Below are 23145 nucleotides of genomic sequence, written 5' to 3' on the forward strand. Positions count from 1 at the left end.
GTCGTCTCTGCTTCCTCCTTCCTCTGGTCTTCCAGGAGGAGCACGGTCACGCACCGCCGGCCCTGGACCCCACGGGCCGTTGCCGCCCCTGACGACGCCGGTGCTGCTCGGGATCACCCTCGCAGTCACCCGTGGCCTTCAGCGCTCCGGCCGCCGTCCGGATCGGACCACAGCCGGGAGCCGGTGTGGGCCCGACGTCCGCAGTGTGGGCGGGAGGGCCGCACCGGCTTCGCCCGCGCCCGAGAAGTACTGCGTCCACGGGACAGGGACGGTGCGTTCTCGGTCAACGGACGACGTCCGAGCATGGCTACCGTGGCGTTCGACCACACCCGAACGTCGCCGGGGCACTGCCGGATGCATGGCGCCGCCTCCCCACCCCGGCGCGGATGGCCATGAGCACTAAACCGTCACCTCGAGACCGCCGGCCAGCGCCGGACTCCGCCTGGGCCCCCCTGGCCGGGCGAGTCTTCCGCGCGTTGTGGATCGCGCAACTGGTCTCCAACATCGGCAGCTGGATGCAGACGGTGGGGGCACAGTGGTTGCTGATCGGTGAGAGTGCCGCACTGGTGACGCTCGTTCAGACGGCCTCCAGTCTGCCTGTCGTACTGCTGGCCCTGCCCTCGGGAGTCCTGGCGGACCGCTACGACCGTCGCGGAGTGCTCCTGGCCGCGCAAGGCGCCATGCTCGCCGTCTCCACCGTGCTCGCCGTGCTTGCCTTCATGGACGCGCTCACTCCGCAACTGCTGCTCGGCCTCACCTTCCTGCTGGGTTGCGGCACCGCTCTGATGGGTCCCGCCTGGCAGGCGATCCAGCCGGAACTCGTGGAGCGTCGGCACCTGGGTGAGGCGGCTGCTCTCGGAGCCATGAACATGAACCTCGCGCGAGCCGTCGGCCCGGCCGTCGGGGGTGCCGTGGTCGCGGCAGCGGGCGCCGGCTGGGTCTTCGCCTTCAACGCGGTGTCCTACCTTGGCATCGCGGCGGTTCTCATGTTCTGGAGGCGGCCTCCGACGCAGTCGCCCCCGGTTCGGCGCGAGCGGCTCCTGACGGCACTGCACGCCGGCCGCCGCTACGTGTGGAACGCGCCCGGCGTCCGCCGGGTCCTGCTGCGGACGCTGCTGTTCATCCCCGGTGGCGCCGCGTTGTGGTCGCTGCTGCCTCTGGTCGCGAGCCGCTCGCTGGGCCTGGGCCCGCAAGGTTACGGGGTGTTGCTCGGGGCGGTCGGCGTCGGCGCGGTGGGCGGAGCCTTCCTGCTCCCGGCCGCGCACCGTTCTCTCGGCGCCAACGGCGTACTCGCCGCGGGTGCGGCCGTATACGCCGGCGTGCTGGTGGTCTTGGCCACGGTGCGGGTCCCCTGGCTCGCGGTGGTCGTCCTGCTGCCGGCCGGCCTGGCCTGGATCGGTGTGCTGTCAACTCTCAACGCCGCCCTCCAGACGAGGTTGCCGGGCTGGGTGAGGGCCCGGGGGCTGGCCGTCTACCTCCTGCTCTTCCAGGGCGGCCAGGCACTGGCGGCACCGGTGTGGGGCGCGCTGGCCGATGGCCCTGGGCTCACCTTCGCCCTCCTGGCGGGCAGCGGGCTGCTGTTGGTCGGTGCGGTGAGCGTGCGCCGCTGGCCGCTCCACGGCATGGAGGGCATCGACCCCAGCCCGTCCGATCACTGGCCCGTTCCGCCCCTGGTGTTCGTTCCGGGCCCAGCGGACGGGCCCGTGCTGGTCTCCGTCGAGTACCGGGTCGCCGCCGGGGACAGGGCCGCCTTCACGGAGTGCATGGACCACGTGGCCCGTTCACGTCGGCGTACGGGAGCCCTCACCTGGGGGCTCTATCAGGACGGCAACGATGCCGAGAGGTTCGTCGAGCACTACGTGGTCGCCTCGTGGTCGGAGCATCTCGCCCAGCACCACGGCAGGCTCACGGCGACCGACCGGCGTCACGAGGGGCGCGCTCGCCATTTGCTCGTGGAGGGCACAACCCCAAGAGTGACCCACGCCTTCGATACGGCCGGGGGCCCGGTGGTACCCGGCAGGCAGGAGACGGTGGTCCCGGAGCAGGCGTCGGGCCGCTGACGCCCGATGGGCCTGCCGGGGACGGCACGGCCGTGCCCGAAAGGACGGAACTGGCCCCCGCCGAGACCGCATCAGCCGGGGCCCGCCTTCGGCCGGGCTCGGCCCGTGGCCTGAGGGGGCGAGTCAGCTGATGCCGGTGGGGTCGGACTCCCGGCGAAGCCGCTCGAAGGGGCTGCGCCGGGCATGCGCCCAATTCACGGATCAGCACGTCGGGCGGCCGTCCGGCCAGGGCCGGGATCCGCACCTTCCCTCGACGGCACCATGGACTCGCTCAGCGGGCGGCGTCCAGGATCAGCTCCGTGACGGCGCGGGGATGACCCGCGGCGACCGCGTGGGGGTGCGAAGCGTGTCGGAACGGGCAGACACGGGCCCGTTCGGCCATCCACCGTTCGGGCGGCCGGCGGGATGTTGCGGTCCCCGGTGGCTACGAAATACCAGTTCGGGATTCCCCATTACGCAGCTGTGGTCGCCCTCTCGCTCAGGGCAACCACCATGATCGGCCGCTTGCCGGAGGCCATCACCTGGTTGGTCAATACGAGGACGTCGGCAGCGAACTCCTCGCGGAACAGGTGCCTCTCGATGGATCGGCTCCTCGCCTCTCCCTCCGCCATGAGACGGGTAGGACCGGAGCGACATGGCCTGCCCTCACATGCTGCCCGGGAATCTGTCCGTCAGTTCCCCCAGTTGCCCGCACTCGCCCCGATGTCCGGCACGCAGACGGCTGGAGAACGAGCGCCTTGACCCGTGGTTGTCGAGCCTCAGCCTCGCGATGGCCGATCCGCGGTGCGCGGTAGGAGTGCCCCGCGAGCACGAGAGCGCCCGGCACGCTGTCCAGGACACTGCGTGCAGGCGGCGTCACTCCGGTGGCGTGGCGGGGCCACGGATGCCGCGCTGGGAGTCGCCAGGGTGGCAACGCCGGCCAGCAGTGACGGCGTGGCGGGATATCGGTGAGTTCGTCGGGTTGTCTTCTACAGAGCCGCGAGGATGTGTTCCCGGACGGCGCGGGGTGTGTGGGCGGGGCCCCCAGGGCCCGGCCGCCCGTGGCCGCGGACGGACGGACGGTCGGGCAGTCGGGCGGTCGGGGGCGGCGGAGAACAGCAGCCGTCCCACCCTCGGCGGACCAGGAGGAGCCACGGCGACGAGGAACGGCTGCTGGCCCCCGGAGGGGCAGTGCCCGGGGCGACGACGGACAAGCGGCGTCGGCGTCAGGCGCTCGTCGCCCGGACGGCCTCCTCGATCAGCTCGAGGACGCGCTCGGGGTGGGCAAGCATCACCAGGTGTGAGGATTCGACCTCGACGATGGTCATGCCGGCGCGCTGGTAGCCGAAGCGCTCCACTTCCGGGTTGATGGTGCGGTCGGCTGCGGCGACCAGACCCCAGGAGGGCTTCGTCTTCCATGCGGCGGCCGGGGCCTTCTCGCCGAAGGCCTGCGCGGCCAGCGGACGCTGGGAGACGGCCAGGACGGAGGCGAGGTGGGGGTCGACATCGGCGGCGAAGATCGCGGGGAATGCGTCGGTCCGGACCGACACGTCGGTTCCCGGAGTGGTGGATCCCTCCACCGGGAAGGGGGTGTAGACGAGCGCGCCCGAGAGGTCGGAGTCGGGGAAGCCACCCTGCAGTTCGCCCAGGCTCTCACCCTCCTCAAGGGCGTAACCGGCCAGATAGACCAGAGCTCTGACGTTGTCCTCCACGCCGGCGACGGTGATGATGGCACCGCCGTAGGAGTGCCCGACCAGCACCACCGGTCCGGGTATCTGGCGGACGACCGAGGCGATGTAGGCGGAGTCACCGAGCAGGCTGCGGTTGGGCACGGCCGGGGCCACGACGTCCAGGCCGCGGGCGGTCAGTTCGGGAATGATCCGGGAGAAGCTGGACGCGTCGGCGAAGGCGCCGTGGACCAGAACGACGGTCGGGCTGTCGGGGCGGGACATGGGACAACTCCTGGTTGCGGTGATAGTGACCGGCCGACAGGCGGCCGGGCAGGCGGGGTGGATGCGCCCCCCTCTGGGGGGAAGCGGAGCGGCGCCCGGAGACACCGACGGCCGCCGTGGGGGCGGTTCGTCCTGAGCGCGCGTACGCGCGCTCAGGACGGCGGTCGGCCGGGTCACCTCTGCCGGACGGACACGCGCGAGCGTCTCCGGGCCGGGCGAGTGGACCCAGGCGTGCCCCGCACACTAGGGCCGGCGAGTGGGGGCACCTTGACTGTCGGCGCATCACGTGTGGCCTTTCCGTGCTTGCAGGAGCGAGATGCTGGCGAGCAGCGCTCGAGGCCCTGTCCTGCTCAGAGGCCGTGTCATTTGCCGTCGATCGGTAGGCTCTGGCCGAGATGATCATGGATGACAAGACCGAGACCACCTGCCGGATCTGCGGGTACGACGATGGCCAAGCGGTGTTCAACGAGTACGGCGTACCGCAGTACGTCATCTGCCCCTGCTGCTACAACGAATCCGGCATCGGCGATGACAACGTGTCGCAGGTCCGCGAGCTGCGTGGATACTGGGTCGCCAGTGGCGCCCGGTGGCACGACCCGAAGTTCCGTTCAGCCGACTGGGACCTGCTGACGCGGCTCGCCAACATTCCGCCCGAGTGGCGCTGACCTGGAGTGTCGAAGAGTTCTACTATCTGGCGAGTCGCCGGTAGCAGATGAGGGTAGCGGCGATACCGGCGAAGGCGGGGAAGTGGCCGGCCTTGCGCTAGTAGCGACGGTGCAGACCTGACGGCACGGCTGACACCGTGTCGGCCGTGGCTCTGGAGAGCCACGGGATGAGGCATGGGATACTCGATCATGCCTGTGACCAACCCGTGGCTGGCTGGCCCGTCGCCGAAGAAGCGGCTCGATCGCGAGCGTCTGGAAGAACGAATACTCAACCTGCTGTCGTCGCAGAACATGTGTGTGCTCGCGACGGCAGGGCCGGAAGGGCCGCTCGCGACGCCAGTGCGGTATTTCCACCTTGGCTTCACGGTGATGTTCAGCACGGCGCCCGTTTCTCCGAAGATGAGGAACCTCGCCGCCGACCCCCGGGTGTCGGTGGGGATCTTCGCTCCGCTGGTCGGGCAGGCCAGCAGCCGAGGGGTTCAGCTCTTCGGGCGAGCTCGCGTGCTGTCTGAGGACGACCCCGATTTCGAGCACTACTGGCCAGCGTTCCGCTGGCAGTCCGACCATGTCGAGCGGTCGTGTTCTCTCGACGAACCCCAGTCAGGCCCTCTGGTCGTGATCGAAGCCGAGCGGATCGTCTATACCGAGCACTGGTTGCGGCGCGAGGGTTTCACGCCGCGTCAGTTCTGGACCAGGAATGTCTGACCTCATCTTCGCAGTTCTCGTCCTGGCGGCCCTCCTGGCAGGGCTGTGGAAGCTGCGTCACGGCGCAGGAGCTCCATGGCACGCGCAGCCCATTGCGCTCGTCGGTGCCGCTGGTGCGGCCGGCGGAACCGCCGTCGTGGTGTGGGGGGTCGGCGCCTTCGCAGGAGGTCTGGACAATCGGGAGACCTGCGAGCTCAACAGTCACACCAGCTACGACCAGGCATGGCGTGTCCGCACGGGGGCGGATGGCACGTCCCTCTTCCCGTTGGCCAACGCATGCAACGAGCACGTCAGTCTCGTGCCCGCGTGGGTGAACCCCACGATCGTCGTTCTCGCAGTACTCGCCGTCAGCGCTCTTGCCCTTGCCCTGTTCCGCATCGCTTCTGTGATCTTCCACAGGCAAGAAGCCGGTCTCCGCGTGAAACGATCAGCTCCCGGAGTCCGCGCATTTCGTCACCTGGGAAATGCCTCCGACGGCGGCCGGAGCAAGAACCTCGGCCGTCCTCATTCTTGCTGATCAGACGTGTTTTGGGCATATCTGGCCACCCGTCGGGCGGTCAGCTTCACGAAGGTGCGTGGTCAAGAGCTGTCCAGTTCCGCAATGATCGGCTGGGCGCCCGGCCTCAAGGGCGCGGAGCCAGGTCGGCATGATGTCCGCTGTGATGAACAGTGCAGACCTGCAGCCCGCCCGGATAGCGGGATACAGCGGTGGCCCCCTGGCGTACCGGGCGGGGCTCCTGGACGAGCCGCTCTTCTGGCTGGGGCACCTCTCTTCGTGTGTCCAGAGCGAGGAGGCCGAGGAACTGCTGTTCGGCGCGGACTACGAGGCGGCCGGCGACTTCCAGCGTCGACTCCGGGAGCAGGCCCGGTGGCCGGCGTTCACGATTCCGCTCGCGGCTGACCATCGTCTTCACGTGGTCTACCGGACTGTCGCGGACGACACCGGAACCGACTACCTCCTCCACCACCCCGACTGGGGCCAGGCCGAACTCCTCGCCCGGGATGACGGGCACTTCATGGGTCCTGGCCTGTCCTGGCCCGAGCTCGTGGCAGCTACGGACAACATGTTGCCCGGCGGCAGCACCACCGATCCCGACTCCCGTCTGTTGCTCCTGCTGCCTGCGTTCGGCGACGACGCAGTACCCGACGGCGCTGTCGGCCGCCTGGCGGATGCGCTCAGCGCCCGCACGGGCGTGGAGTACCCCGAGGCCCTCGCCTCTGCTCTCCTGGAGGACCAAGGGGCTCCCGGCCCCGCGCGCTGGACGTCGGCCGGGAGCGGATTCTGCGTGAACGATGGCGAGTACTCCTTCCGCAACCCTGCCAACCTCTTCGCCCTGTCAGCCGGTCGCCTGGCTCAGGTGGCCACTGCGCTGGCGCCTCGATCCACACAGGGGGCGACCGGGGAGTCGACCGCTGGAAGGACCGGGCCCCACTGGTCACGCAGTACTGGCGCACGAACCTGACAGGGCGCCGGATCGCCCCGCTGTTACGGGCCTCCAAGTCGGCGGCGGACCGGATCATCGACCACCTGAGCGTCCTCACGGATCTGAGGACGCTCGACCATGCCTGACGGCGTCGAGATCCCGCAGGGAGATCTGCTCGACGAACGCGATCGAGCCCGTCAACTCCCGCGTCCGCAGGGCCGCGGACTCCTCCCCGAACGAGGCCGCGGCCCTCAAGTGCGTCTGCATGGACCTGGTGGGCCTGGCTTCCACCGGCAAGGGCCCGTCAGCAACGGACCATGCGCTGGAAGGCGCCCCTGAGCACCTTGCAGATGAGCACCTTGCAGATAGCCCTCGCGGGCTGACTCGTCCCCACCCGGGCCCGCCGACGGTCCCCTGCAAAGCTGGATCAGCCACACCCGAGACGGCGCCTGTCAGTGCTGTCTCTCCTCAGCAGGGTCGCTGCGCCGGTGGGCGGCCATCAGCAGGGTGCTGGGCCGCACGGTTGCTCCGGCGACGGGCCGTACCTCCAGGTGCGAAGTGGGTTCGAAGCGTATGCGCCGGACGATGGTCGCCAGGGCGGTGACCAGTTCGGTGAGGGCGAACCGGTCTCCGATGCACTTGTGCTTGCCCGCCCCGAAGGGAAGGAACGCCCCGGGCGTGAACGCTTGGGCCTGCGCCTCGTCCAGCCAGCGGTCGGGCTTGAAGGTGAGAGGGTCCGGGAACAGTTCGGGATCACGGTGCAGGGCGTGCTGGCAGTAGGCGAGCTCGGTACCGGCGGGGACCGACCATGGCCCCAGGCGCGTCCGGGTGACGGTGCGACGGGTGACGAGCCAGCCCGTGTGATGCAACCTCAGTGTTTCCCGGATGACGCGATCGAGGCAGGGCAGCCGAGGAAGATCGTCGAACGTGACGGGCCGGCCGTCGAGGACGGCGTCGAGTTCGTCCAGGACTTCCCGTTCGATGGCGGCGTTGCGGGTGATCTCGTGGAGCGCCCAGGACAGTACCGAAGCGGTCGTCTCGGTTCCCGCCACGGCCAGAGTGAGGATTTCCGAGCTGATTTGGTGCGCGGTCAGCTGCTGACCCGCCTCCTCGTCCGTGGCATGGAGCAGCAGGGACAGCATGTCACCGGTGTCCTGTCCCGATTCCTGGAGTTCGGCCACGGCATGGTGGATGGTGGCCCGGACTGCGTCCCTGGCGGCGTTGAAGCGGCGGTTGAAGGGGAGGGGAATCCGCTCCATCCAGTCGGGCAGCATGACGCGTGCGCCGACGCCGTTCATGACCACTGACAGGTCGTCGCGCAGTCGGCGGAACGTTGCCTCGTCCAAGCTGCCGGCGAAGACGGTCTTGACGAGCATGTCGAGCGACAGCTTGACCATGGCCTCGCGGACGTCGAGTTGCCGACCGGGGATCCAGGTGCCGACGGCGGCGTCGGTCTCCGCCCGCATGATGTCGACGTAACGGGAGATCTGCGTGCGGGCGAAGGCCGGTTGGAGCTGGCGTCGTTTGCGGACGTGCTCCTGTCCCGCTGCGGTGACGACGGAGTCGCCCAGCAACTGGCCCATCTTTTCGAAGAACCGGCCTTTGTCGAGGCTGGGGCCCAGATCGATCAGCATGGTACGGATGAGGCCGGGGTCTTGGACGATCAGTGTGCGGGTACCGGGCTGCAGTGTGATCTCGACCAGCGGGCCGTATCTGGTGCGCAATGAGGCGACGAAGCCGAGGTTGTCGCGTATGAGCTGTATCGCGTGACCCAGCAGCGGAACCGAGCCTGCCGCTCTGGGGATGGGGGGAGGCGTTACGAGCGTCACGAGTGCATGCCACCTTTCAAGCCGATCTTGGCTCCCTATCGGTTCCCTGGTCACGCCTGAGAGCAATCTGCCCTGAGGAGTGGTCTACGCCACTTGGGCAGGAGTTTGCTGAGTTCTCCACTGGGAAGCGCCACAGTTTTCGCAGGTAGGCGGGGTGTACCGTCGAGCCGCCTGCGGATCACGGGGCTGTGAGGGTCTTGTCGACAGCAGGTGAAGTAGTTGTGGCACTGCGTGCGTGTCGGGCCCGGACAAGGCGTGGGTGGCGTGATTTCGCCGTGCGCCTCAGCGATGACGCGTTGGCAGGCCGCGCGGACGTGAAGGGATTGGGGACCGGTGGAGGATCAGCGGCACTCCGTTCCGGACCGGGAAAATGTCCATGCGCGGCATCACGGACCCCCAATCCCCCACTCCGTGCGCAGGTGCACGGGTTGGATCCAGCTGGAGCACGAGCACTCGATGGGTGCGCAGCGGTCCGGGCCGACTCCTTCTGCCGTGCTCAAGCAGCGATCGTCCCGGCTTGAAGTGGGCGCGGTTCCGGGCTGAGTCGGGCCGGCCCGGCGTGAAAGGGATGCGGGACGAACCTTCTGTGGGCGAGGATGTTCGCCGTGAAGACTCGAAGCCCCTCTGCGAAGCGACAGCGCTGGCTGAAGGTCCAGATCTGGGAGACCGTGTCCGGCGGGGATCGCCGGGTTTGCGCCGTCTGCGGGACGACCGTCGGGTCGTACCAGTACCGCTTCCATCCACCCGAGTCTTCGATGTTCGAGCGGTGTATCGGGCTCGCGTGGTGTTCCGGCTGCCGGATCTACTGGGGCAACATGGTGCACGTTCCCCGGAGGCACGTCCTCATCGACGCCCTGGCCACGCTTCCGCATGAGCAACGCGAACGGCTTCAACGGTCCGAAGCACGGCTGGTTGACTTCCTGGACCACCAGGCCCGGGACGGCATGCCTTAGGGACTGTCCGACGGGTCGTGTGACGCTCCTGCCGGGAACTCGTTCCGGTGGGACGCGGGGCGCTCGCGGGGCGGGCTCACCAGCAAGATGCGCCTTGTCTGGGAAGGCGGGTGTCGCCCGCCCGGGTTTGTCATCACGCCCGGCCGGTGCGGGGACGCACCGCAGATGATTCCCGTCCTGGAAGGAATGTCCGAGCCGTCGCCACACGCTGCGACAAGCGGGCGTACGTCTTCCACGGAACAGTCACCTTGGCGGCGATCCGCCTATGGCTGCGTCGGTGAAGCACGCGCTCAGAGGTCCTTGGCCCCCGGGTAACAGTGGCGTAGTTCGCTCAGTACGCCCTCGTCGACAGCCCTGATGTCCCAGGAGGAACTGTCGAATTCGGTCAGGACGAGCGCCAGCTCGTCCTGGGCGAACCCACGTGCTTCGGCGTCGATCAACTGGAGGAAGGGGGTCGTCAGTGACAACAAGGTCAACGTGTCCATGCCTGCGTCGGCGGACAGCCTCTCCATCTCGACACACCGGGGGTCGACGATCTCGTCGAACTCGACGCGCCAGGTCAGGTCCAGGCCGAAGCTGCCGAGGCGAACCAGTAGCTCAGCCAGCGTCACATAGTGTTTTCCGTGCCAGGCAGGAAACGTGATCCCCTTCATCCCCGCTTCTACTTGAGCTGTATCGCGTGCCATGCGGCCCCCTTCGTTCAGCGAACAGTAGGCCACATCCCTGATCAGCTCATACGACCCACCGGACAGGCCTCAGCCCTCCCGGACAGGGGACGATTCGGGTGCGTTCTGCCTCGTCGTCCGCTGCTGTTCGGCTCGGTCCTGTGCGAGGCGGGACGGAAGAGCGGCAGACCCCGGCCGCGATCATTCCGTAGCGGTCGATCCCCGGAGCCATGGCGGCGCGGGTCTCGAACCCGCTCCGTAAGCAGCATCAACAGCCCGGACTTGTGGCGAAGTCCTGGCCGATTGCCCGGATTCGCGTCCCGGTCCGCCGGCCTGTCCCTGCGGTCGCCCACCGCTGCGGCGGGATGTGATCGCCGCTGCCGCCGATCGCTCCAGGGCGGGCGGTTCAGGCGGCTGGTGGCCCCGGACGCCCACGATCCGCGCGACAGGCCGGGTCTTCTGGTCGTCAACGACCGAGCGCTACCAGGGGTGTGCTCACTCCGTCGCCGATGCGACCACCGAAGACGGCGTCCGCCCCGGGCGATGCCTTCGCAGTCCTCATCGACCCGCACCCGATACGCCGCACGCCGTACAGCGAGTTTCACGGCTCAGAGGTCGCTGTCGATTCCTGTGACCACAGGCGTTCCCAGAAACGCGTCCTGCTCGGCGAACCCCGTCTCCCTCAGCGCCCTGGCAACAAGTTCCACGGCATGCAGTTCCGCCTCGTACCGGTCCGGGGCATCGACTTCGAGCCGAACGGAGAAGGTTCCCTCATCGTTGAGGGTGAGCAGGTCGAGCCCCTCGTTCTCGCTCAGGGCCGTGTGCTGCGTGGCCAGTTTGCGTTCGAGGGCTGCCTGGGAGGTCTCTGCTACGTCGACGACGAAGGTTCCAGGGACGGTGATGACAAAGGTGGTCATGACAGCTCCTCACGTATGGTGCGCAACTGATTTCCGTCCTGTTCCGGCTTCCCTCGTTTCCGGGAATCACCGCGACACCCATTCAGGTCGGAGGCTCCTCGTGAAATCAACCGCCCTGCTCGGAGTCCCATCCGTGGACGGGCGGCCCGGTCGGTGGACAGACAGACCGAAGGCAACGGCAGGAGGATGTGCAGAGTCCGGTGGGCCGATCCTCCGGCCGGAAACGGAAGGCCCGTTCAACTCCCCCGGACTCATCAGCGCGCTTCCCGCCCCGCCGGGGACACGCGCGGCGGGACGGGAGCCGCCTTGGCGCTACTCTCCTGGGGCTGGTCCAGGTGCCGGGTGACGCCTCAACGCCGGGCGTGGCGGATCTTCAACCGTCCGAATCCCATGGTGCCGGAGATCCGGATCTCAGGCCCGCCTGGCCGGGAGCGCTGCGGGGCCCTGTAACGCAGGTCCTTCCACCCGGTGTGCAAACCCTCGATGTCGACGATCGCGTCGCGGGGCACCGTGATCCTGGCCCTGCCGGTGCCGAGCTGCAACTCGATGTCGACTGCCGGATGCTCGAAGACCGCCCGGGAGAGATCCAGTCGCACCCTTCCGAACGCGGACGCGATCTTGAGGTTCCGGGGGACCCGCCACGCGCCGCCCCGCTGGATCCGTCCGCCGGCGGCTGCGATCGTCGATGTGGTGCCCGGGTGTTCCTCGGGGAGTGAGACCAGCGCCGACACCAGCTCGCTCCGCACCTCGGCGGTGAGTACCTGATGGAGGAGTTCGTCCAACTCCTCGTGCGGGATGAGCCCCTCGGCGTAGGCGCCCTGAAGGCGCTGCACGGCCTTGTCACGTTCGGCTTCGCCGATCATTGGCTCCGAGCCGTTCGGTGGGGAGGTCACCGTTTCACCCTACTGCCGCACCGGCGATACGAACACGCCGAGGAGCCGAGCAGGGCATCTCCTGGAAAGGTGGTGCGGCCGGCGCTCCTGCCGGAGGGGTGCGACCGGGCGCCGCGGCCAGGCTCACTCAGCGGATCCCACGTGTTTCACGGGCATCACGGTCAAGTCCCGGATGGCGGAAACTGTGGCCCTTTCAAGCAGCGTGCCACCGAGACCTGTTGTGCACGGGAGTACTGCCCTTACGCTCCCACCAGCCGCTGAGGTGGACAGGTCCGGTGCCGTCAGGGGCATTCGTTCTCCAGGTGTACGGCCTGATGCCACTGTCCTGTCCCCGCCCGGTACCCCGGGACCGTTGTCCTTGGGGCGCCCCGATCCCCCTCACCCCCATCACCCCCATCACCCCAGAGGTCGTCCCCCCATGACAGAGCTCGACCGTCGTAGGTTCCTGCAGATCGCCGGAGGCACTGCGGCCTTCGCGATGCTCAACGAGAGCATCGCGCGGGCCGCCGCGATTCCGGCGCAGGGCAGTACCGGATCGATCCAGGACATCGAGCACATCGTCGTCCTGATGCAGGAGAATCGTTCCTTCGATCATTACTTCGGGGCGATGAGGGGCGTGCGAGGCTTCGGGGACCCCCGGCCGGTGCTCCAGGACAACGGAAAGTCCGTCTTCCACCAGTCCGACGGCACGAAGGACATCCTCCCGTTCAACCCGCAGGTGGCCGACCTCGGGATGCGGTTCCTGGAGGGGCTGGACCACGACTGGGCCGGCGGCCACGAGGCGTACGCCAACGGCAAGTACGACAAGTGGGTGCCTGCCAAGACGGCCACGACCATGTCGTACATGACACGGAAGGACATCCCCTTCCACTACGCCCTCGCCGACGCGTTCACGGTCTGCGACGCCTACCACTGCTCGTTCATCGGAGCCACCGACCCCAACCGCTACTACCTCTGGTCGGGCCACACCGGCAACGACGGCACGGGCGGGGGCCCGGTTCTCGGAAACCAGGAGGCCGGATACAGCTGGAAGACCTACCCCGAGCGACTGGAGGCCGCCGGGGTCCCGTGGAAGATCTACCAGGACATCGGCGACGGGCTGGACGCCGCCGGGTCCTGGGGCTGGATCGACGACGCCTTCCGCGGCAACTACGGCGACAACTCCCTGCTGTACTTCAACAGCTTCCGCGATGCCCGGCCCAGCAGCGCCCTGTACGAGAAGGCCCGCACCGGCACCGACGTGAAGGCGGGCGGTACGTACTTCGACCGGCTGCGTACGGACGTGGTCGACGGGACCCTCCCGAAGGTCTCCTGGATCGCCGCTCCCGAAGCCTTCAGCGAGCACGCGAACTGGCCGACCAACTTCGGCGCCTGGTACATCTCTCAGGTCCTGGACGCATTGACGGCGAATCCGGCGGTGTGGGCGAAGACCGCCCTGTTCATCACCTACGACGAGAACGACGGCTTCTTCGACCACGTCGTCCCGCCGTACCCGCCGGCCTCCGCTGCCTGGGGCCTGTCCACGGCAGATGTGTCGAAGGACCTGTACGCGGGCGGCAACGGTTACGCGGCGGGACCGTACGGGCTCGGCCCTCGCGTGCCGATGATCGTGGTGTCGCCGTGGAGCAAGGGCGGGTACGTCTGCTCCGAGACGTTCGATCACACCTCGGTGATCCGTTTCATGGAGAAGCGTTTCGGGGTGCGGGAGCCCAACATCTCTCCCTGGCGCCGGACCGTCTGCGGGGACCTGACCTCAGCCTTCGACTTCACCCGCGCGGACGCGGCCCCCGCCGCGCTGCCCTCGACGGCCCAGTACCTGCCGCCGGACAGGAACCGTCACCCGTCGTACCACCCGACCCCGCCGGCCACGGGCTCCCTTCCGGGGCAGGAGGCCGGATCCAGGCCGGCCCGCGCCCTCGGCTACCAGCCGTACGTGGACGGCCGGGCCACCGTCTCCACCGGCAAGTTCACTCTGACCTTCGCGGGCGGGCCCACGCTGGGCGCCCACTTCCACAGCACCTCGGGCAACCGCACGGACGGCCCCTGGCCGTACACCGTGGACGCGGGCAGGACACTCTCGGACACCTGGAGCACCAGCACTTCCACCGGCAACCGGATCGATCTCACGGTCTGGGGCCCGAACGGTTTTCTCCGCGCCTGGCAGGGGCCGGTGAAGAAGGCCGGTCCCGAGGTCACGGCCCGCCACGTGACGGCGAGCGGCAATCTGGCGCTCAGCATGACCAACTCCGGCTCGTCCGCGGTCAACCTGACGGTGACCAACGCCTACGGCAGCACGGCTCAGACCTTCAAGGTCAACGCCGGTGCGACCGTCTCCCACACGGTCGATCTGCGCGGTTCCGCCCGCTGGTACGACGTCGAGGTCGTCTCCGACGCCGACGCCACTTTCCTGCGCCGCTTCGCGGGCCATGTGGAGACAGGGGCTCCTGGCGTCTCCGACCCGGCGATCAAGACGGTCTGACGCAGCCTGTCCGGAGTGCTCGGCGGCCGCCGTTCCAGGACCTTCAGGCCCTGGGGCGGCGGCGGGCGTTTCGCGGCAAGCGGTCGCGGGGTGCCGGACGGGTTGGCGGGTTCGAACACGCCGACAACGGCCCCGGCGGCGATGCCCCAGCCGGTCGGCGTCACGCGGGGCCGTCGTCGGTGGCCGTCGGCGTCACGCCCGGGCTGTCGCCAGTGGGGCCGTGGTCAGACCTGCGGTCGAGCGCTGTCCGGCCATCGCGATGACGACGAAAGGGGGGCCGACACCTCGAACGCTCCTCACTGATACTCCCGGACCGCGCGCACCCGCGCAGCCGATTGATTGATTTTGTTCGTAACACGCTTCCTTCGAGCATCTATTGACACGCGAGCGACGTCACGGCCAGAGTCGTCCCCGCCAGTGCAGCCGGTCACGCATCGAGGAGTGTCTCGCCATGCCCCACATCCCTGCCGTCTCACGCCGCTTGCTGCTCGGAGGAACGCTGGCCACGGGAGCCGTCGCAGCCGGCCTCGGACCGGCCACCGGCGCGGCAGCGGCCACGAGCACGACACCGGCGGCCTCGGGAGCGGAGGGAGCGGTTCCGGCCCCTTCCCGCCGCTCCGGTCAGAAGTCGATGATCAACGTGCCGTTCGAGCCCCACAAGACCGTCCGCGTCGGTGTGATCGGGCTGGGCAACCGAGGATCCGGCATGACCACGGGCTGGTCCGTCGTGCCCGGCTGTCTCGTCACCGCCGTCTGCGACATCCGGGCCGACCGCGCCGAGCGAACCGCTGACGGCCTGGTGGCCGCCGGGAAGCCCCGCCCCGCGGAGTACGGCGGGTCGGCGGACGCCTACGCCAAGATGCTGCGGCGTGACGACATCGACCTCGTCTACATCGCCACACCCTGGGAATTCCACTACGAGCAGGGCAAGTCGGCGCTCCTCGCCGGGAAACACGTCGTCGTCGAGCTGCCCATCGCGACCGAGCTCCGCGAGCTGTGGGACCTCGTGGACACCTCGGAGCGCACCCGCAGGAATCTGATGCTGTCGGAGAACTGCAGTTACGGCCGCAACGAGCTGGCCATGCTCAAGATGGCGCACGAGGGCCTGTTCGGGGACGTCACGAACGGGCACGGCGGGTACCTGCACGACCTGCGCGAACTGCTCTTCTCCGACACGTACTACACCGACGCGTGGCGCAGGCGCTGGCACACGCGGAGCACCGCCTCCTTCTACGCCATGCACGGCCTGGCGCCGATCGCCGCCGCCATGGACATCAACCGCGGCGACCGCATGACGACGCTCAAGGCCACCTCCACCGCTCCGAAGGGCCTCGCCGACTACCGGGAGCGCTTCGTGCCCAAGTCGCATCCGTCCTGGCGCGAGACGTACATCAACGGGGACCTGGTGAGCTGTGCGATCGAGACGGCCAAGGGCAGGACGATCAGGGCCGAGCACGACGTGAGTTCGCCCCGCCCCTACAGCCGTATCAACTCGCTCGCCGGCAGCCGGGGCATCTTCGAGGACTACGCCGGTACGTCGACGACGGGCGGACGCATCTACGTCGAGCCGGACCACAGCGGCCACTCCTGGCGGGACTTCGACACGTACCTCAAGGAGTTCGACCACTGGCTGTGGAAGACGATCGGCGACGACGCCGCGAACAACGGCGGGCACGGTGGCATGGACTACGTCCTCCAGTGGCGCACGGTGCAGTTGATGCGCGCGGGGCTGGTGCCCGACATCGACGTGTACGACTCGGCCTCCTGGTGCGCACCGGTCCCCCTGAGTGTCATGTCCCTGGAGAACAAGGGACGTCCGGTCGCTGTCCCGGACTTCACCCGGGGCAGCTGGGTCAATCTGCGCCCCGGCCTCGACTCGCGCAGCACGGAGATGCCGCCGGTGTCCTGACCCGTGGGCAGCCCGGGCACCCGGTGTGCCCGGGAATTCGGATGTATCGGCCATGGAGACATTCGGTCACTCGAAGGAGCAGACGATGAGATCAGCACAACGGACGGGTGCGCTCAGAACCCTGGCGGTGGCCCTCACCACGGCCGGCGCGACCGCCCTCGTCCCCGCCCAGGCGACTGCGGCCGCCTCTGAAGCCCCGGCAGCGGCGACAGAGGTGACCATCTCTCCTGTGGACCTCGACGGTCCGGCCATCTCCGCTGTGAAGGTCACGGTCAAGAACGCCGGTTCCCAGCGGCTCCGTTCGCTCAGGGTCGCGTTCGCCGGGCCGACGGGCTGGGCCGTGCAGCCGGCCGTCCAGACCGTGGGCGGGTCCCTCGCGACCGGCAGGTCGGCCGACGCCACCTTCCGGATCCAGGTGCCGGAGAGGCGCGCCGGCTTCGCCCTCCGGACCTTCACCGCTACTGCGACCTACCAGGGCGGGGACGGCCGGGGCGCCGCCACCGGGACCCGCACCGAGCGCTCCGGTTCCCCGCAGGCGAGCCTGGCGGCGGCGTACAACAACGTCGCCATCACCGACGAGTCCGCGACCGGTCCGGGCGACTACGACGGCGAGGGCAACAGCTTCTCCGCACAGAAACTGGCGGCGGCGGGCCTGCCCCGGGGCGCGGCGGTCGAAGCCCTGGGTGCCGAGCTGGCCTGGCCCGACGTGGCGGCCGGGACCAAGGACAACGTGGCGAGCTCGGGGCAGGCGGTGAGGCTCTCCGGGAAGGGCAGCAAGCTCGTCTTCCTCGGCTCGGGCGTCACGAGCGGCGCGACGGGGAACGCCACCGCGTACTACACGGACGGCACGGCCAGCACCGGCACGTTCGGCTTTCCCAACTGGTCCTTCGACCCGGCCGACGCGCACGGCGCGACACTGGTGAAGTCGACGGACGGGCGCAACCGTCCTGACGGGTACGGCAACGCCACGGTGCAGTACCGGGTCTTCGCCCACTCGATCCCGCTGGACCCGGCGAAGACGGTCGATTTCGTGGTCCTGCCCTCGAACGCCAACATCCACATCTTCGACATGGCGACCGCACCGTGACCGCGTAGCACCATGTCGGGCCGGCCGGGCCGCTCATCCGCCCCGGCCGGCCCGGCATGGTGTCCGGTCCTGCCGGAGGACGCCGAGCGGGATCCTGCGAGACACGCGCCCCGGGCACGGCCGGGAAGTATGATCAAGCGATGGCTGACATGACGGAAACCACGCCCGGCTGGCTCACCACGGACGAACTGGACATGGCCAGGGCCAGGATGCCCGTCCTGTACGTCGAGGCCGTGCCTGTACGCGTGGACGACAGCGGCGAGGTCACCAGCATCGGGCTGCTCCTGCGCATCGGCTCCGGTGGCACCATCAGCCGCGCCCTCGTGTCCGGCCGCGTGCTGCACCATGAGCGCGTCCGTGACGCGCTGCTGCGCCATCTGGAGAAGGACCTCGGTCCGGTGGCCCTGCCCCGTGTTCCGACGGCCCTGCAGCCCTTCACCGTTGCCGAGTACTTCCCCACCGCCGGCGTCACCCCGTTCCACGACCCGCGCCAGCACGCGGTGTCCCTGGCGTACGTCGTGCCGGTGTCCGGGGACTGCCGGCCGCGGCAGGACGCGCTGGACCTGGTCTGGTTCAGCCCGCAGGAGGCAGCGTCCCCCGCGGTGCAGAACGAGATGCCGGGCGGCCAGGGAGTACTCCTGAAGCAGGCTCTCGCCCATGTGGGACACGCCTACTGACAGCGCCCGGGTGGCCGGTGCACCCGGTTCAGGTTCGCCGGCCGTCCGTACCGCGGCTCATTCGGCAGCGCCCTCCAGCACCGCCCGGCCGAGCCCCGTCCGGTGGTGGAGCACCCGGACGCCCTGGCGCTGGGAGAGGAGCAGTCCCGCCTCGCGGAGCACGGTGGCGTGCCGGCTGGCCGTGGACGGCGCGAGGCTCAGTGCGGCGGCGATGTCCATGGTGGTCATCGGGCGGTCCAGCATCCGGAGGAGTTCGGCACGCGAGGCGCCGATGAGCTGTGCCACCGGGGCGTCCCTGCTGTGGTGGCTGCGTTCGAGCCAGCCGGGCGCGGGCGAGAGGGGGTGGACGAGGACCGGCGGCAGTTCCTCGTCGACGAGGGCGAGCGGCGCGCGTACGCAGAAGAAGGCCGGAACCAGGGTCAGCGTCCTGCCTCGTAGGCCCAGTTCGCGCTCGACGGGGTACGGGGCGCGCAGGATCCGGTCCCGGTAGCGCCACCCGGGCAGGTGGTCGTATCCGGTGAGCAGGCCCTCCGCGCCGTCGGTGAGGACGGCTTGGGCACGTGCGGTCCGGTCGGCTGCCGCCTGTGTCCGCATCGTGGTGAGGTAGGGCTCGACGGCCACCTGGTGATAGGCACGCAGGGCGGTGCCCAGCCGGCGCAGCGCCCGGGGGCATCCGTCGGCGAGTGGGCGCAGGCCGGCCGGGACGGGACCCGCCGTGTGCGCGTGCAGCCGGGTGATCTCGGCACGCAGGCGGCGCCGGGGCGTGGAGCGCATCCGGTCGAGCCCGGTCTCCAGGTCCGTGTCCCCTCGGCCGGGTGTCAGGAAGTCGGGGAAGTAGGTGCCGTCCGGGCAGAGTCGTGTCAGAGCGCGGGTCACGGAGACGAGGCCGGATCGTCGCAGTGCCGCGCCCGCTTCCCGGCGCCATGCCCCGAACGTGAGGGGCGCTTGGCGGTTCTGGAGGAGGTGCAGGCTGAGCGCCGTCTCCCAGAGGGGGTCCACGCCGGACGCGACGCGTAAGCGGGCTAGTTCCTGGCTCGTGAATTCCACCCGTAGCACAGCGCACCCCCGGTGGTCACGGGTGCTCGGTGGCGCCCGTCCAGCGGCACTCTACGCGCATCACGAATGTGACGCACGCATGTCAGCAACCTGGTACGCGGCCCGGTGCCGGTTCGGCCGGAATCCACGGCGGCCCGACCGGATTTCACCCCGTGCCGGGCCGCCGGGAACCGCTGTCATGGTTCAGCAGAGCGGTACGCCGGGCAGCTGCGCGGCGGGGTGATCGATGTAGATGTTGCTGATGAAGCCGTTCTGGTCACGCAGTTTGCTCCACCAGTTGTTGCTGTATCCCTCGGCATTGACCGTGTCGCCCTGCTTCTGGCACAGCACGCGCACGGCCGTCGGTCCGGCGAGGGTGGTGACGACGGGAGCGCTGACGCGGGCGTCGGCCCGGACGTTCACCCCGCTGCCCCAGGTGTTGAACGGAACGCCACTGCCGCCGCAGCCGTTGTCGCTGGTCAGGTACGCCTGGTTGTAACTGCCGGGGTAGGAGAGGCCGGCGCCGTTGATGACGATGTTCTGGCCCACCCCGTTGAGCAGTTGCTCGTAGTGGATGTGGGCTCCGGAGGAGTTGCCGGTGCTGCCGGTCACGCCGATCTGCTGCCCCTGGGCCACGGACGCGCCGCTCGGGACGGAGTACGCGGAGAGGTGGAAGTAGTACGTCTTCCAGCCGCCGCCGTGGTCGATGGCTATGTAGTTGCCGGCGCCGCTCGGCTGCGAGTAGCGGGTCGCCGTGCCGGCTGCCGAGGCGAGTACCGGAGTGCCCGCGGTCGTACCGCCGTCGGCGCGTACGAAGTCGAGTGCACGGCGCACCTCGGCGGAGTGGTGGCTGTACGTCCATCGCTGACCGCAGGGGTAGGGCGCCTTGAAGACCGGCGCGGCCGTCGCACCGGTCTCCCCGGCCTGCGCCGGGACTGCGGAGAGTCCGGTCAGGGCCATCAGGGCGACGACGAACAGGGCGGGAAGGCGTCTGAGGAACCTCACGAATGCTCCTAGGTGGGGGAGGCGGCCCGGACGCAGCCGGGGCGTGGTGAGACGTCGGGAACGTAGCGGGGGGCCGTTGCGCTGACAAGCGTGCGCCGGTCTCCTTCGACCAGGAACGAATTCCTTGCGCCTCGCGCCGGGGCGCCTCCACGGTGGCGTCCACGTGCCACAGCCCACCGGGCCGCCCGGCCCGGTACGTCGGTGCCCCCGAAGGAGCCCCCACTCCCATGCCTTCGCCCCGTTCCGCCCGCCGGGCGTCGATCCTCGCCGCCGCTCTCACGACCGCTGCCGGTCTCCTGCTCGCGCCGGCCGGCTCCGCGGCGGCCTCACCCACCGGACACCCTGCCGCCCTCTCCTCACCCGTCGGAGTCCGCGTCGGCCCGTCCGCCGCGCCCCCGCCCATCGGACCCGCGGTGGCGGTGTCCGAAGCCGAGCTGACGCCGACCGGAACGGAGCATCGCAGCGCCGTGGACATCCCCACGAACGTCACAGCGGGCGTCGCGGTGTTCGACCGGCTCACCGGCCGCTTCACCGAGTCCCTCCAGGCGGACCGCGCCTTCCGTTCCGCGTCCGTGGTCAAGTTGCTGCTCGCACTGGACTTCCTGTGGAACCGGGGGCCCGGCTACGAGGTGCCGCAGGCGGACCGGGACCGGCTCGAGGCGATGCTGAGCAGGAGTGACGACGCCGCCGCCGGCCACTACTGGTCCGTGGGTGGCGGCAGCGCGGTCGTCTCCCGCATGGTGCCCCGTCTGGGACTCACCGGTACGGCCCCGCCGCCGGCCGGCTACCCCGGTTACTGGGGCTACACGGCGACCACCGCCGCCGACACCGTCCGCGTCTACCGCTACCTCCTCGACACGGCACCGGCACCGGTGCGCGACCTCGTCATGGGCGCGCTGCACCGGTCCGAGCGGTGCGCCGCCGACGGCTACGACCAGGGGTTCGGGCTGCCTTCCGCTTTCGACGGTCCCGGAGCCGTCAAGCAGGGATGGTCCGGCTTCAGCTCCGGCGGCTGTGTCTCCTCCGGGACACCGGCTGCCGCGCCCTCGCGCGTCGCGGGCCGGGGTTCCCGTACGTCCGTACCGGCGGACGGCGCCGAGGGAGCCGTCACCGGACGGAGGTCCCCCGGCGCCGCGCCGCCCTCCGGAGGCGCCTCCGCCGCCGCGGTGGACCTGACGTCCGACGCGCTGCACACCACCGGCACCGTGGGGCCCGACGACCGGACGGTGGTCGCCGTGCTCACCCTGCACCCTGACGGCACCCCGTACGGAACCGCCTACAGCAAGGTGACCGCCCTCACCGGTTCCCTGGACGTGCCCGGAGCCGTCCGCCCCTCCGGCACCCGGTTCACCACCTGGGGCAGTGGCGTCCGTGTCCGCACGGCGCCCACCACCTCCTCCGCCGCCCTCACCACGCTGCCCGCCGGAGTGGACGTCCTCGTCGCCTGCCAGAAGCAGGGCGGCCAGGTGTCGGTTCCGCCCTACGTCAACGACTGGTGGGCGTATCTGCCCCAGTACGGCGGCTGGATCACCAACATCTACGTCACCTCCCCGGACAACACGCTTCCGGGCGTACCCCGCTGCTCATGACACCTTCCCCGCCCCCACCGAGAAGGAGGCGCACCGTGCTGCGCAACCAGAGACCGAACGCCCACGCCCTCCCCGTACGCCGAGGAGCGGCCGTCGTCGCGTCGCTGTCGGCCGTCGTGGCCCTGACACTCACGGCCGGACCGGCCGCCGCCCGCGACGCCGTGCCCGACGACGCCCCTCTCGGGGCCGTCAGCTGGCGGGCGGACCTGTCCGCACCGGCAGCGGACGCGACGAATCTCAGCCGCGCCGACGGTGGACTACGCCTCCACGACACCGGCCTGAGGCCCGCCGCCTCCCGCACCGCCCAGGGCCAGGGCACGGTCCTGCTCCCCGTACGCGTCCTCGACCGCGCCGTCGACCGGATCGCCTCCGACCTCGAGGCCACCGTCCCCGGCGGAGCCCAGGTCGCCGTCGACGTGCGCGGACGGGACGGGCTGGGCCGGTGGACCGAATGGCGCGAGGCGCGCGAAGGCAGCCCCGCCCTGCTCCCCCGGGCCGTCACCCGCGTGCAGACCCGGATCACCCTGACCGCCTCGCCGAACGGCACCGCTCCGACCGTCAGCGCCCTGCGCCTGAGTGCCGAGCTCGGCGAGACTCCCATGAAGGCCGAGGCCGCGGAGGCCTTCACGGCCAGCGTCTACGCGACCCGGGAGGGCCTGGTCGGCGGCACCACGGCGAACGGGCATGTGATCGTCCCGAACGACCACTTCGTGGCGCTGCCCTCCCGGCGCGGCCTCTCCCCGAAGGGCAGCGGGCAGTACTCGGTGCGCGTCTGCGGACCGGTGCGCTGCGAGACCGCCCCGGTGTGGGACGTCGGGCCGTGGAACACCCGTGACGACCACTGGAATCCGTCCTCCGTCCGCGAGTCCTTCAAGGACCTGCCGCAGGGCAGGCCCGAGGCACAGGCCGCCTACCAGAACGGCTACAACGGCGGGTTGGACGGGTCCGGCCGCCGGGTGCTCAACCCGGCCGGCATAGACCTGGCCGACGGGACCTTCTACAACGTCGGTCTGAACGACAACGGCTGGGTCACCGTCACCTATCTGTGGACCGGCACCGGCGCCCCCACCAAGTCGTTCCCGACCTGGGGCACCGCCGTCAACATCCGTCAGCAGGCCACCAGCGCCTCCACCCGCGTCGCCCAGCTCCCCGGCCCCACGACGGTGCGTGTGCAGTGCCAGGTGCGCGGCCAGCTCGTCGAGGCCGACGGCCACAGCAACGACGCGTGGTCCTACCTGCCGGACTACGGCGGATACATCTCCAACATCTTCATCGACGTCGCCGACAGTTGGCTGCCCGGCGTACCGAACTGCTGACCCCCG

The 23145-nt window shown here is 69.8% G+C and carries 20 protein-coding genes and 2 pseudogenes; 12 read left to right on the forward strand and 10 right to left on the reverse strand.

The window, feature by feature from the left end:
* Positions 1-392 precede the first annotated feature (392 nt).
* Positions 393-2060, forward strand: a complete 1668-nt coding sequence (locus ACIRJR_RS14180; protein ID WP_403778955.1) for an MFS transporter — start codon at positions 393-395, stop codon at positions 2058-2060.
* 452 nt (positions 2061-2512) lie between these two features.
* Here the strand turns inward: ACIRJR_RS14180 and ACIRJR_RS14185 are convergent, their stop codons facing one another.
* Positions 2513-2671, reverse strand: coding sequence for a hypothetical protein (locus tag ACIRJR_RS14185; RefSeq protein WP_403778957.1), 159 nt, complete (start codon positions 2669-2671; stop codon positions 2513-2515).
* 594 nt (positions 2672-3265) lie between these two features.
* On the reverse strand, positions 3266-3991 hold the full coding sequence (locus ACIRJR_RS14190; RefSeq protein WP_403778960.1) for an alpha/beta fold hydrolase: 726 nt from the start codon (positions 3989-3991) through the stop codon (positions 3266-3268).
* A gap of 401 nt (positions 3992-4392) precedes the next feature.
* On the opposite strand from ACIRJR_RS14190, the gene ACIRJR_RS14195 reads away from it, so the two are divergent.
* The 3 genes from ACIRJR_RS14195 to ACIRJR_RS14205 all read left to right on the forward strand — a co-directional run bounded on the left by ACIRJR_RS14195 (position 4393) and on the right by ACIRJR_RS14205 (position 5878).
* Positions 4393-4656 carry a hypothetical protein gene (locus tag ACIRJR_RS14195; RefSeq protein WP_403778963.1) on the forward strand — a complete coding sequence of 88 codons (264 nt, stop codon included), beginning with the start codon at positions 4393-4395 and terminating at the stop codon, positions 4654-4656.
* Between the two features lie 174 nt (positions 4657-4830).
* On the forward strand, positions 4831-5361 hold the full coding sequence (locus ACIRJR_RS14200) for a pyridoxamine 5'-phosphate oxidase family protein (RefSeq protein WP_403778966.1): 531 nt from the start codon (positions 4831-4833) through the stop codon (positions 5359-5361).
* A complete protein-coding gene (locus tag ACIRJR_RS14205) occupies positions 5354-5878 on the forward strand; it encodes a hypothetical protein (RefSeq protein WP_403778969.1) in 525 nt (174 codons plus the stop codon). Before ACIRJR_RS14200 ends, ACIRJR_RS14205 begins: the two co-directional genes overlap by 8 nt.
* Before the next feature lie 106 nt (positions 5879-5984).
* Here ACIRJR_RS14205 and ACIRJR_RS14210 read toward each other — a convergent pair whose 3' ends face one another.
* A complete protein-coding gene (locus ACIRJR_RS14210; protein ID WP_403778972.1) occupies positions 5985-6374 on the reverse strand; it encodes a hypothetical protein in 390 nt (129 codons plus the stop codon).
* 376 nt (positions 6375-6750) lie between these two features.
* Between ACIRJR_RS14210 and ACIRJR_RS14215 the strand changes: the two are divergent.
* Positions 6751-6913 (forward strand): annotated as a pseudogene (locus ACIRJR_RS14215) (IS5/IS1182 family transposase); the annotation flags it as partial.
* Here ACIRJR_RS14215 and ACIRJR_RS14220 read toward each other — a convergent pair.
* Both ACIRJR_RS14220 and ACIRJR_RS14225 read right to left on the reverse strand, forming a co-directional pair.
* Entirely contained in the window at positions 6900-7052 is a 153-nt protein-coding gene (locus ACIRJR_RS14220; protein ID WP_403780382.1) for a hypothetical protein, read from the reverse strand. The pseudogene ACIRJR_RS14215 and the gene ACIRJR_RS14220 sit on opposite strands and share 14 nt — an antisense overlap.
* A 185-nt stretch (positions 7053-7237) precedes the next feature.
* Positions 7238-8614, reverse strand: a complete 1377-nt coding sequence (locus tag ACIRJR_RS14225) for a cytochrome P450 (protein WP_403778975.1) — start codon at positions 8612-8614, stop codon at positions 7238-7240.
* Positions 8615-9624: 1010 nt separating this feature from the next.
* Between ACIRJR_RS14225 and ACIRJR_RS14230 the strand changes: the two are divergent.
* Positions 9625-9848 (forward strand): annotated as a pseudogene (locus ACIRJR_RS14230) (hypothetical protein); the annotation flags it as partial.
* 9 nt (positions 9849-9857) lie between these two features.
* Here ACIRJR_RS14230 and ACIRJR_RS14235 read toward each other — a convergent pair.
* From ACIRJR_RS14235 to ACIRJR_RS14245, 3 genes are all read right to left on the reverse strand, one after another.
* Positions 9858-10178 carry a hypothetical protein gene (locus ACIRJR_RS14235; RefSeq protein ID WP_403778978.1) on the reverse strand — a complete coding sequence of 107 codons (321 nt, stop codon included), beginning with the start codon at positions 10176-10178 and terminating at the stop codon, positions 9858-9860.
* Between the two features lie 662 nt (positions 10179-10840).
* Entirely contained in the window at positions 10841-11149 is a 309-nt protein-coding gene (locus ACIRJR_RS14240) for a hypothetical protein (RefSeq protein ID WP_403778981.1), read from the reverse strand.
* Positions 11150-11499: 350 nt separating this feature from the next.
* Positions 11500-12012 carry a DUF1707 domain-containing protein gene (locus ACIRJR_RS14245; protein ID WP_403780307.1) on the reverse strand — a complete coding sequence of 171 codons (513 nt, stop codon included), beginning with the start codon at positions 12010-12012 and terminating at the stop codon, positions 11500-11502.
* Between the two features lie 448 nt (positions 12013-12460).
* Here ACIRJR_RS14245 and ACIRJR_RS14250 point away from each other — a divergent pair, with 448 nt between their 5' ends.
* The 4 genes from ACIRJR_RS14250 (at position 12461) to ACIRJR_RS14265 (ending at position 18194) form a co-directional block, all read left to right on the forward strand.
* Positions 12461-14521, forward strand: coding sequence for a phosphocholine-specific phospholipase C (locus ACIRJR_RS14250; RefSeq protein ID WP_403778984.1), 2061 nt, complete (start codon positions 12461-12463; stop codon positions 14519-14521).
* Between the two features lie 451 nt (positions 14522-14972).
* Positions 14973-16430: a Gfo/Idh/MocA family protein gene (locus ACIRJR_RS14255; RefSeq protein WP_403778987.1), complete on the forward strand. Its 1458-nt coding sequence runs from the start codon at positions 14973-14975 to the stop codon at positions 16428-16430.
* Between the two features lie 85 nt (positions 16431-16515).
* On the forward strand, positions 16516-17517 hold the full coding sequence (locus tag ACIRJR_RS14260) for an NEW3 domain-containing protein (protein ID WP_403778990.1): 1002 nt from the start codon (positions 16516-16518) through the stop codon (positions 17515-17517).
* A 149-nt stretch (positions 17518-17666) separates the two neighbouring features.
* Complete coding sequence (locus ACIRJR_RS14265) at positions 17667-18194, forward strand: NUDIX hydrolase family protein (protein ID WP_403780310.1); 528 nt, start codon at positions 17667-17669, stop codon at positions 18192-18194.
* A 57-nt stretch (positions 18195-18251) separates the two neighbouring features.
* On the opposite strand, the gene ACIRJR_RS14270 is transcribed toward ACIRJR_RS14265, so the two are convergent.
* On the reverse strand, positions 18252-19241 hold the full coding sequence (locus ACIRJR_RS14270; protein WP_403778993.1) for an ArsR/SmtB family transcription factor: 990 nt from the start codon (positions 19239-19241) through the stop codon (positions 18252-18254).
* Positions 19242-19433: 192 nt separating this feature from the next.
* A complete protein-coding gene (locus tag ACIRJR_RS14275) occupies positions 19434-20234 on the reverse strand; it encodes a M23 family metallopeptidase (RefSeq protein ID WP_329225117.1) in 801 nt (266 codons plus the stop codon).
* A gap of 227 nt (positions 20235-20461) precedes the next feature.
* Here ACIRJR_RS14275 and ACIRJR_RS14280 point away from each other — a divergent pair, with 227 nt between their 5' ends.
* Positions 20462-21823: a hypothetical protein gene (locus ACIRJR_RS14280; RefSeq protein ID WP_403778997.1), complete on the forward strand. Its 1362-nt coding sequence runs from the start codon at positions 20462-20464 to the stop codon at positions 21821-21823.
* Between the two features lie 35 nt (positions 21824-21858).
* Positions 21859-23139, forward strand: coding sequence for a hypothetical protein (locus tag ACIRJR_RS14285; protein ID WP_403779000.1), 1281 nt, complete (start codon positions 21859-21861; stop codon positions 23137-23139).
* Positions 23140-23145 lie beyond the last annotated feature (6 nt).

The sequence above is a fragment of the Streptomyces sp. NPDC102402 genome (assembly GCF_044765765.1).
Classification (GTDB): domain Bacteria; phylum Actinomycetota; class Actinomycetes; order Streptomycetales; family Streptomycetaceae; genus Streptomyces.

Coding starts and splice junctions, on each gene's coding strand:
- ACIRJR_RS14180 (WP_403778955.1), top strand. CDS start 393: ATGAGCACTAAACCGTCACCTCGAGACCGCCGGCCAGCGCCGGACTCC.
- ACIRJR_RS14185 (WP_403778957.1), bottom strand. CDS start 2,671: ATGGCGGAGGGAGAGGCGAGGAGCCGATCCATCGAGAGGCACCTGTTC.
- ACIRJR_RS14190 (WP_403778960.1), bottom strand. CDS start 3,991: ATGTCCCGCCCCGACAGCCCGACCGTCGTTCTGGTCCACGGCGCCTTC.
- ACIRJR_RS14195 (WP_403778963.1), top strand. CDS start 4,393: ATGGATGACAAGACCGAGACCACCTGCCGGATCTGCGGGTACGACGAT.
- ACIRJR_RS14200 (WP_403778966.1), top strand. CDS start 4,831: ATGGGATACTCGATCATGCCTGTGACCAACCCGTGGCTGGCTGGCCCG.
- ACIRJR_RS14205 (WP_403778969.1), top strand. CDS start 5,354: ATGTCTGACCTCATCTTCGCAGTTCTCGTCCTGGCGGCCCTCCTGGCA.
- ACIRJR_RS14220 (WP_403780382.1), bottom strand. CDS start 7,052: ATGCAGACGCACTTGAGGGCCGCGGCCTCGTTCGGGGAGGAGTCCGCG.
- ACIRJR_RS14240 (WP_403778981.1), bottom strand. CDS start 11,149: ATGACCACCTTTGTCATCACCGTCCCTGGAACCTTCGTCGTCGACGTA.
- ACIRJR_RS14245 (WP_403780307.1), bottom strand. CDS start 12,012: ATGATCGGCGAAGCCGAACGTGACAAGGCCGTGCAGCGCCTTCAGGGC.
- ACIRJR_RS14250 (WP_403778984.1), top strand. CDS start 12,461: ATGACAGAGCTCGACCGTCGTAGGTTCCTGCAGATCGCCGGAGGCACT.
- ACIRJR_RS14255 (WP_403778987.1), top strand. CDS start 14,973: ATGCCCCACATCCCTGCCGTCTCACGCCGCTTGCTGCTCGGAGGAACG.
- ACIRJR_RS14260 (WP_403778990.1), top strand. CDS start 16,516: ATGAGATCAGCACAACGGACGGGTGCGCTCAGAACCCTGGCGGTGGCC.
- ACIRJR_RS14265 (WP_403780310.1), top strand. CDS start 17,667: ATGACGGAAACCACGCCCGGCTGGCTCACCACGGACGAACTGGACATG.
- ACIRJR_RS14280 (WP_403778997.1), top strand. CDS start 20,462: ATGCCTTCGCCCCGTTCCGCCCGCCGGGCGTCGATCCTCGCCGCCGCT.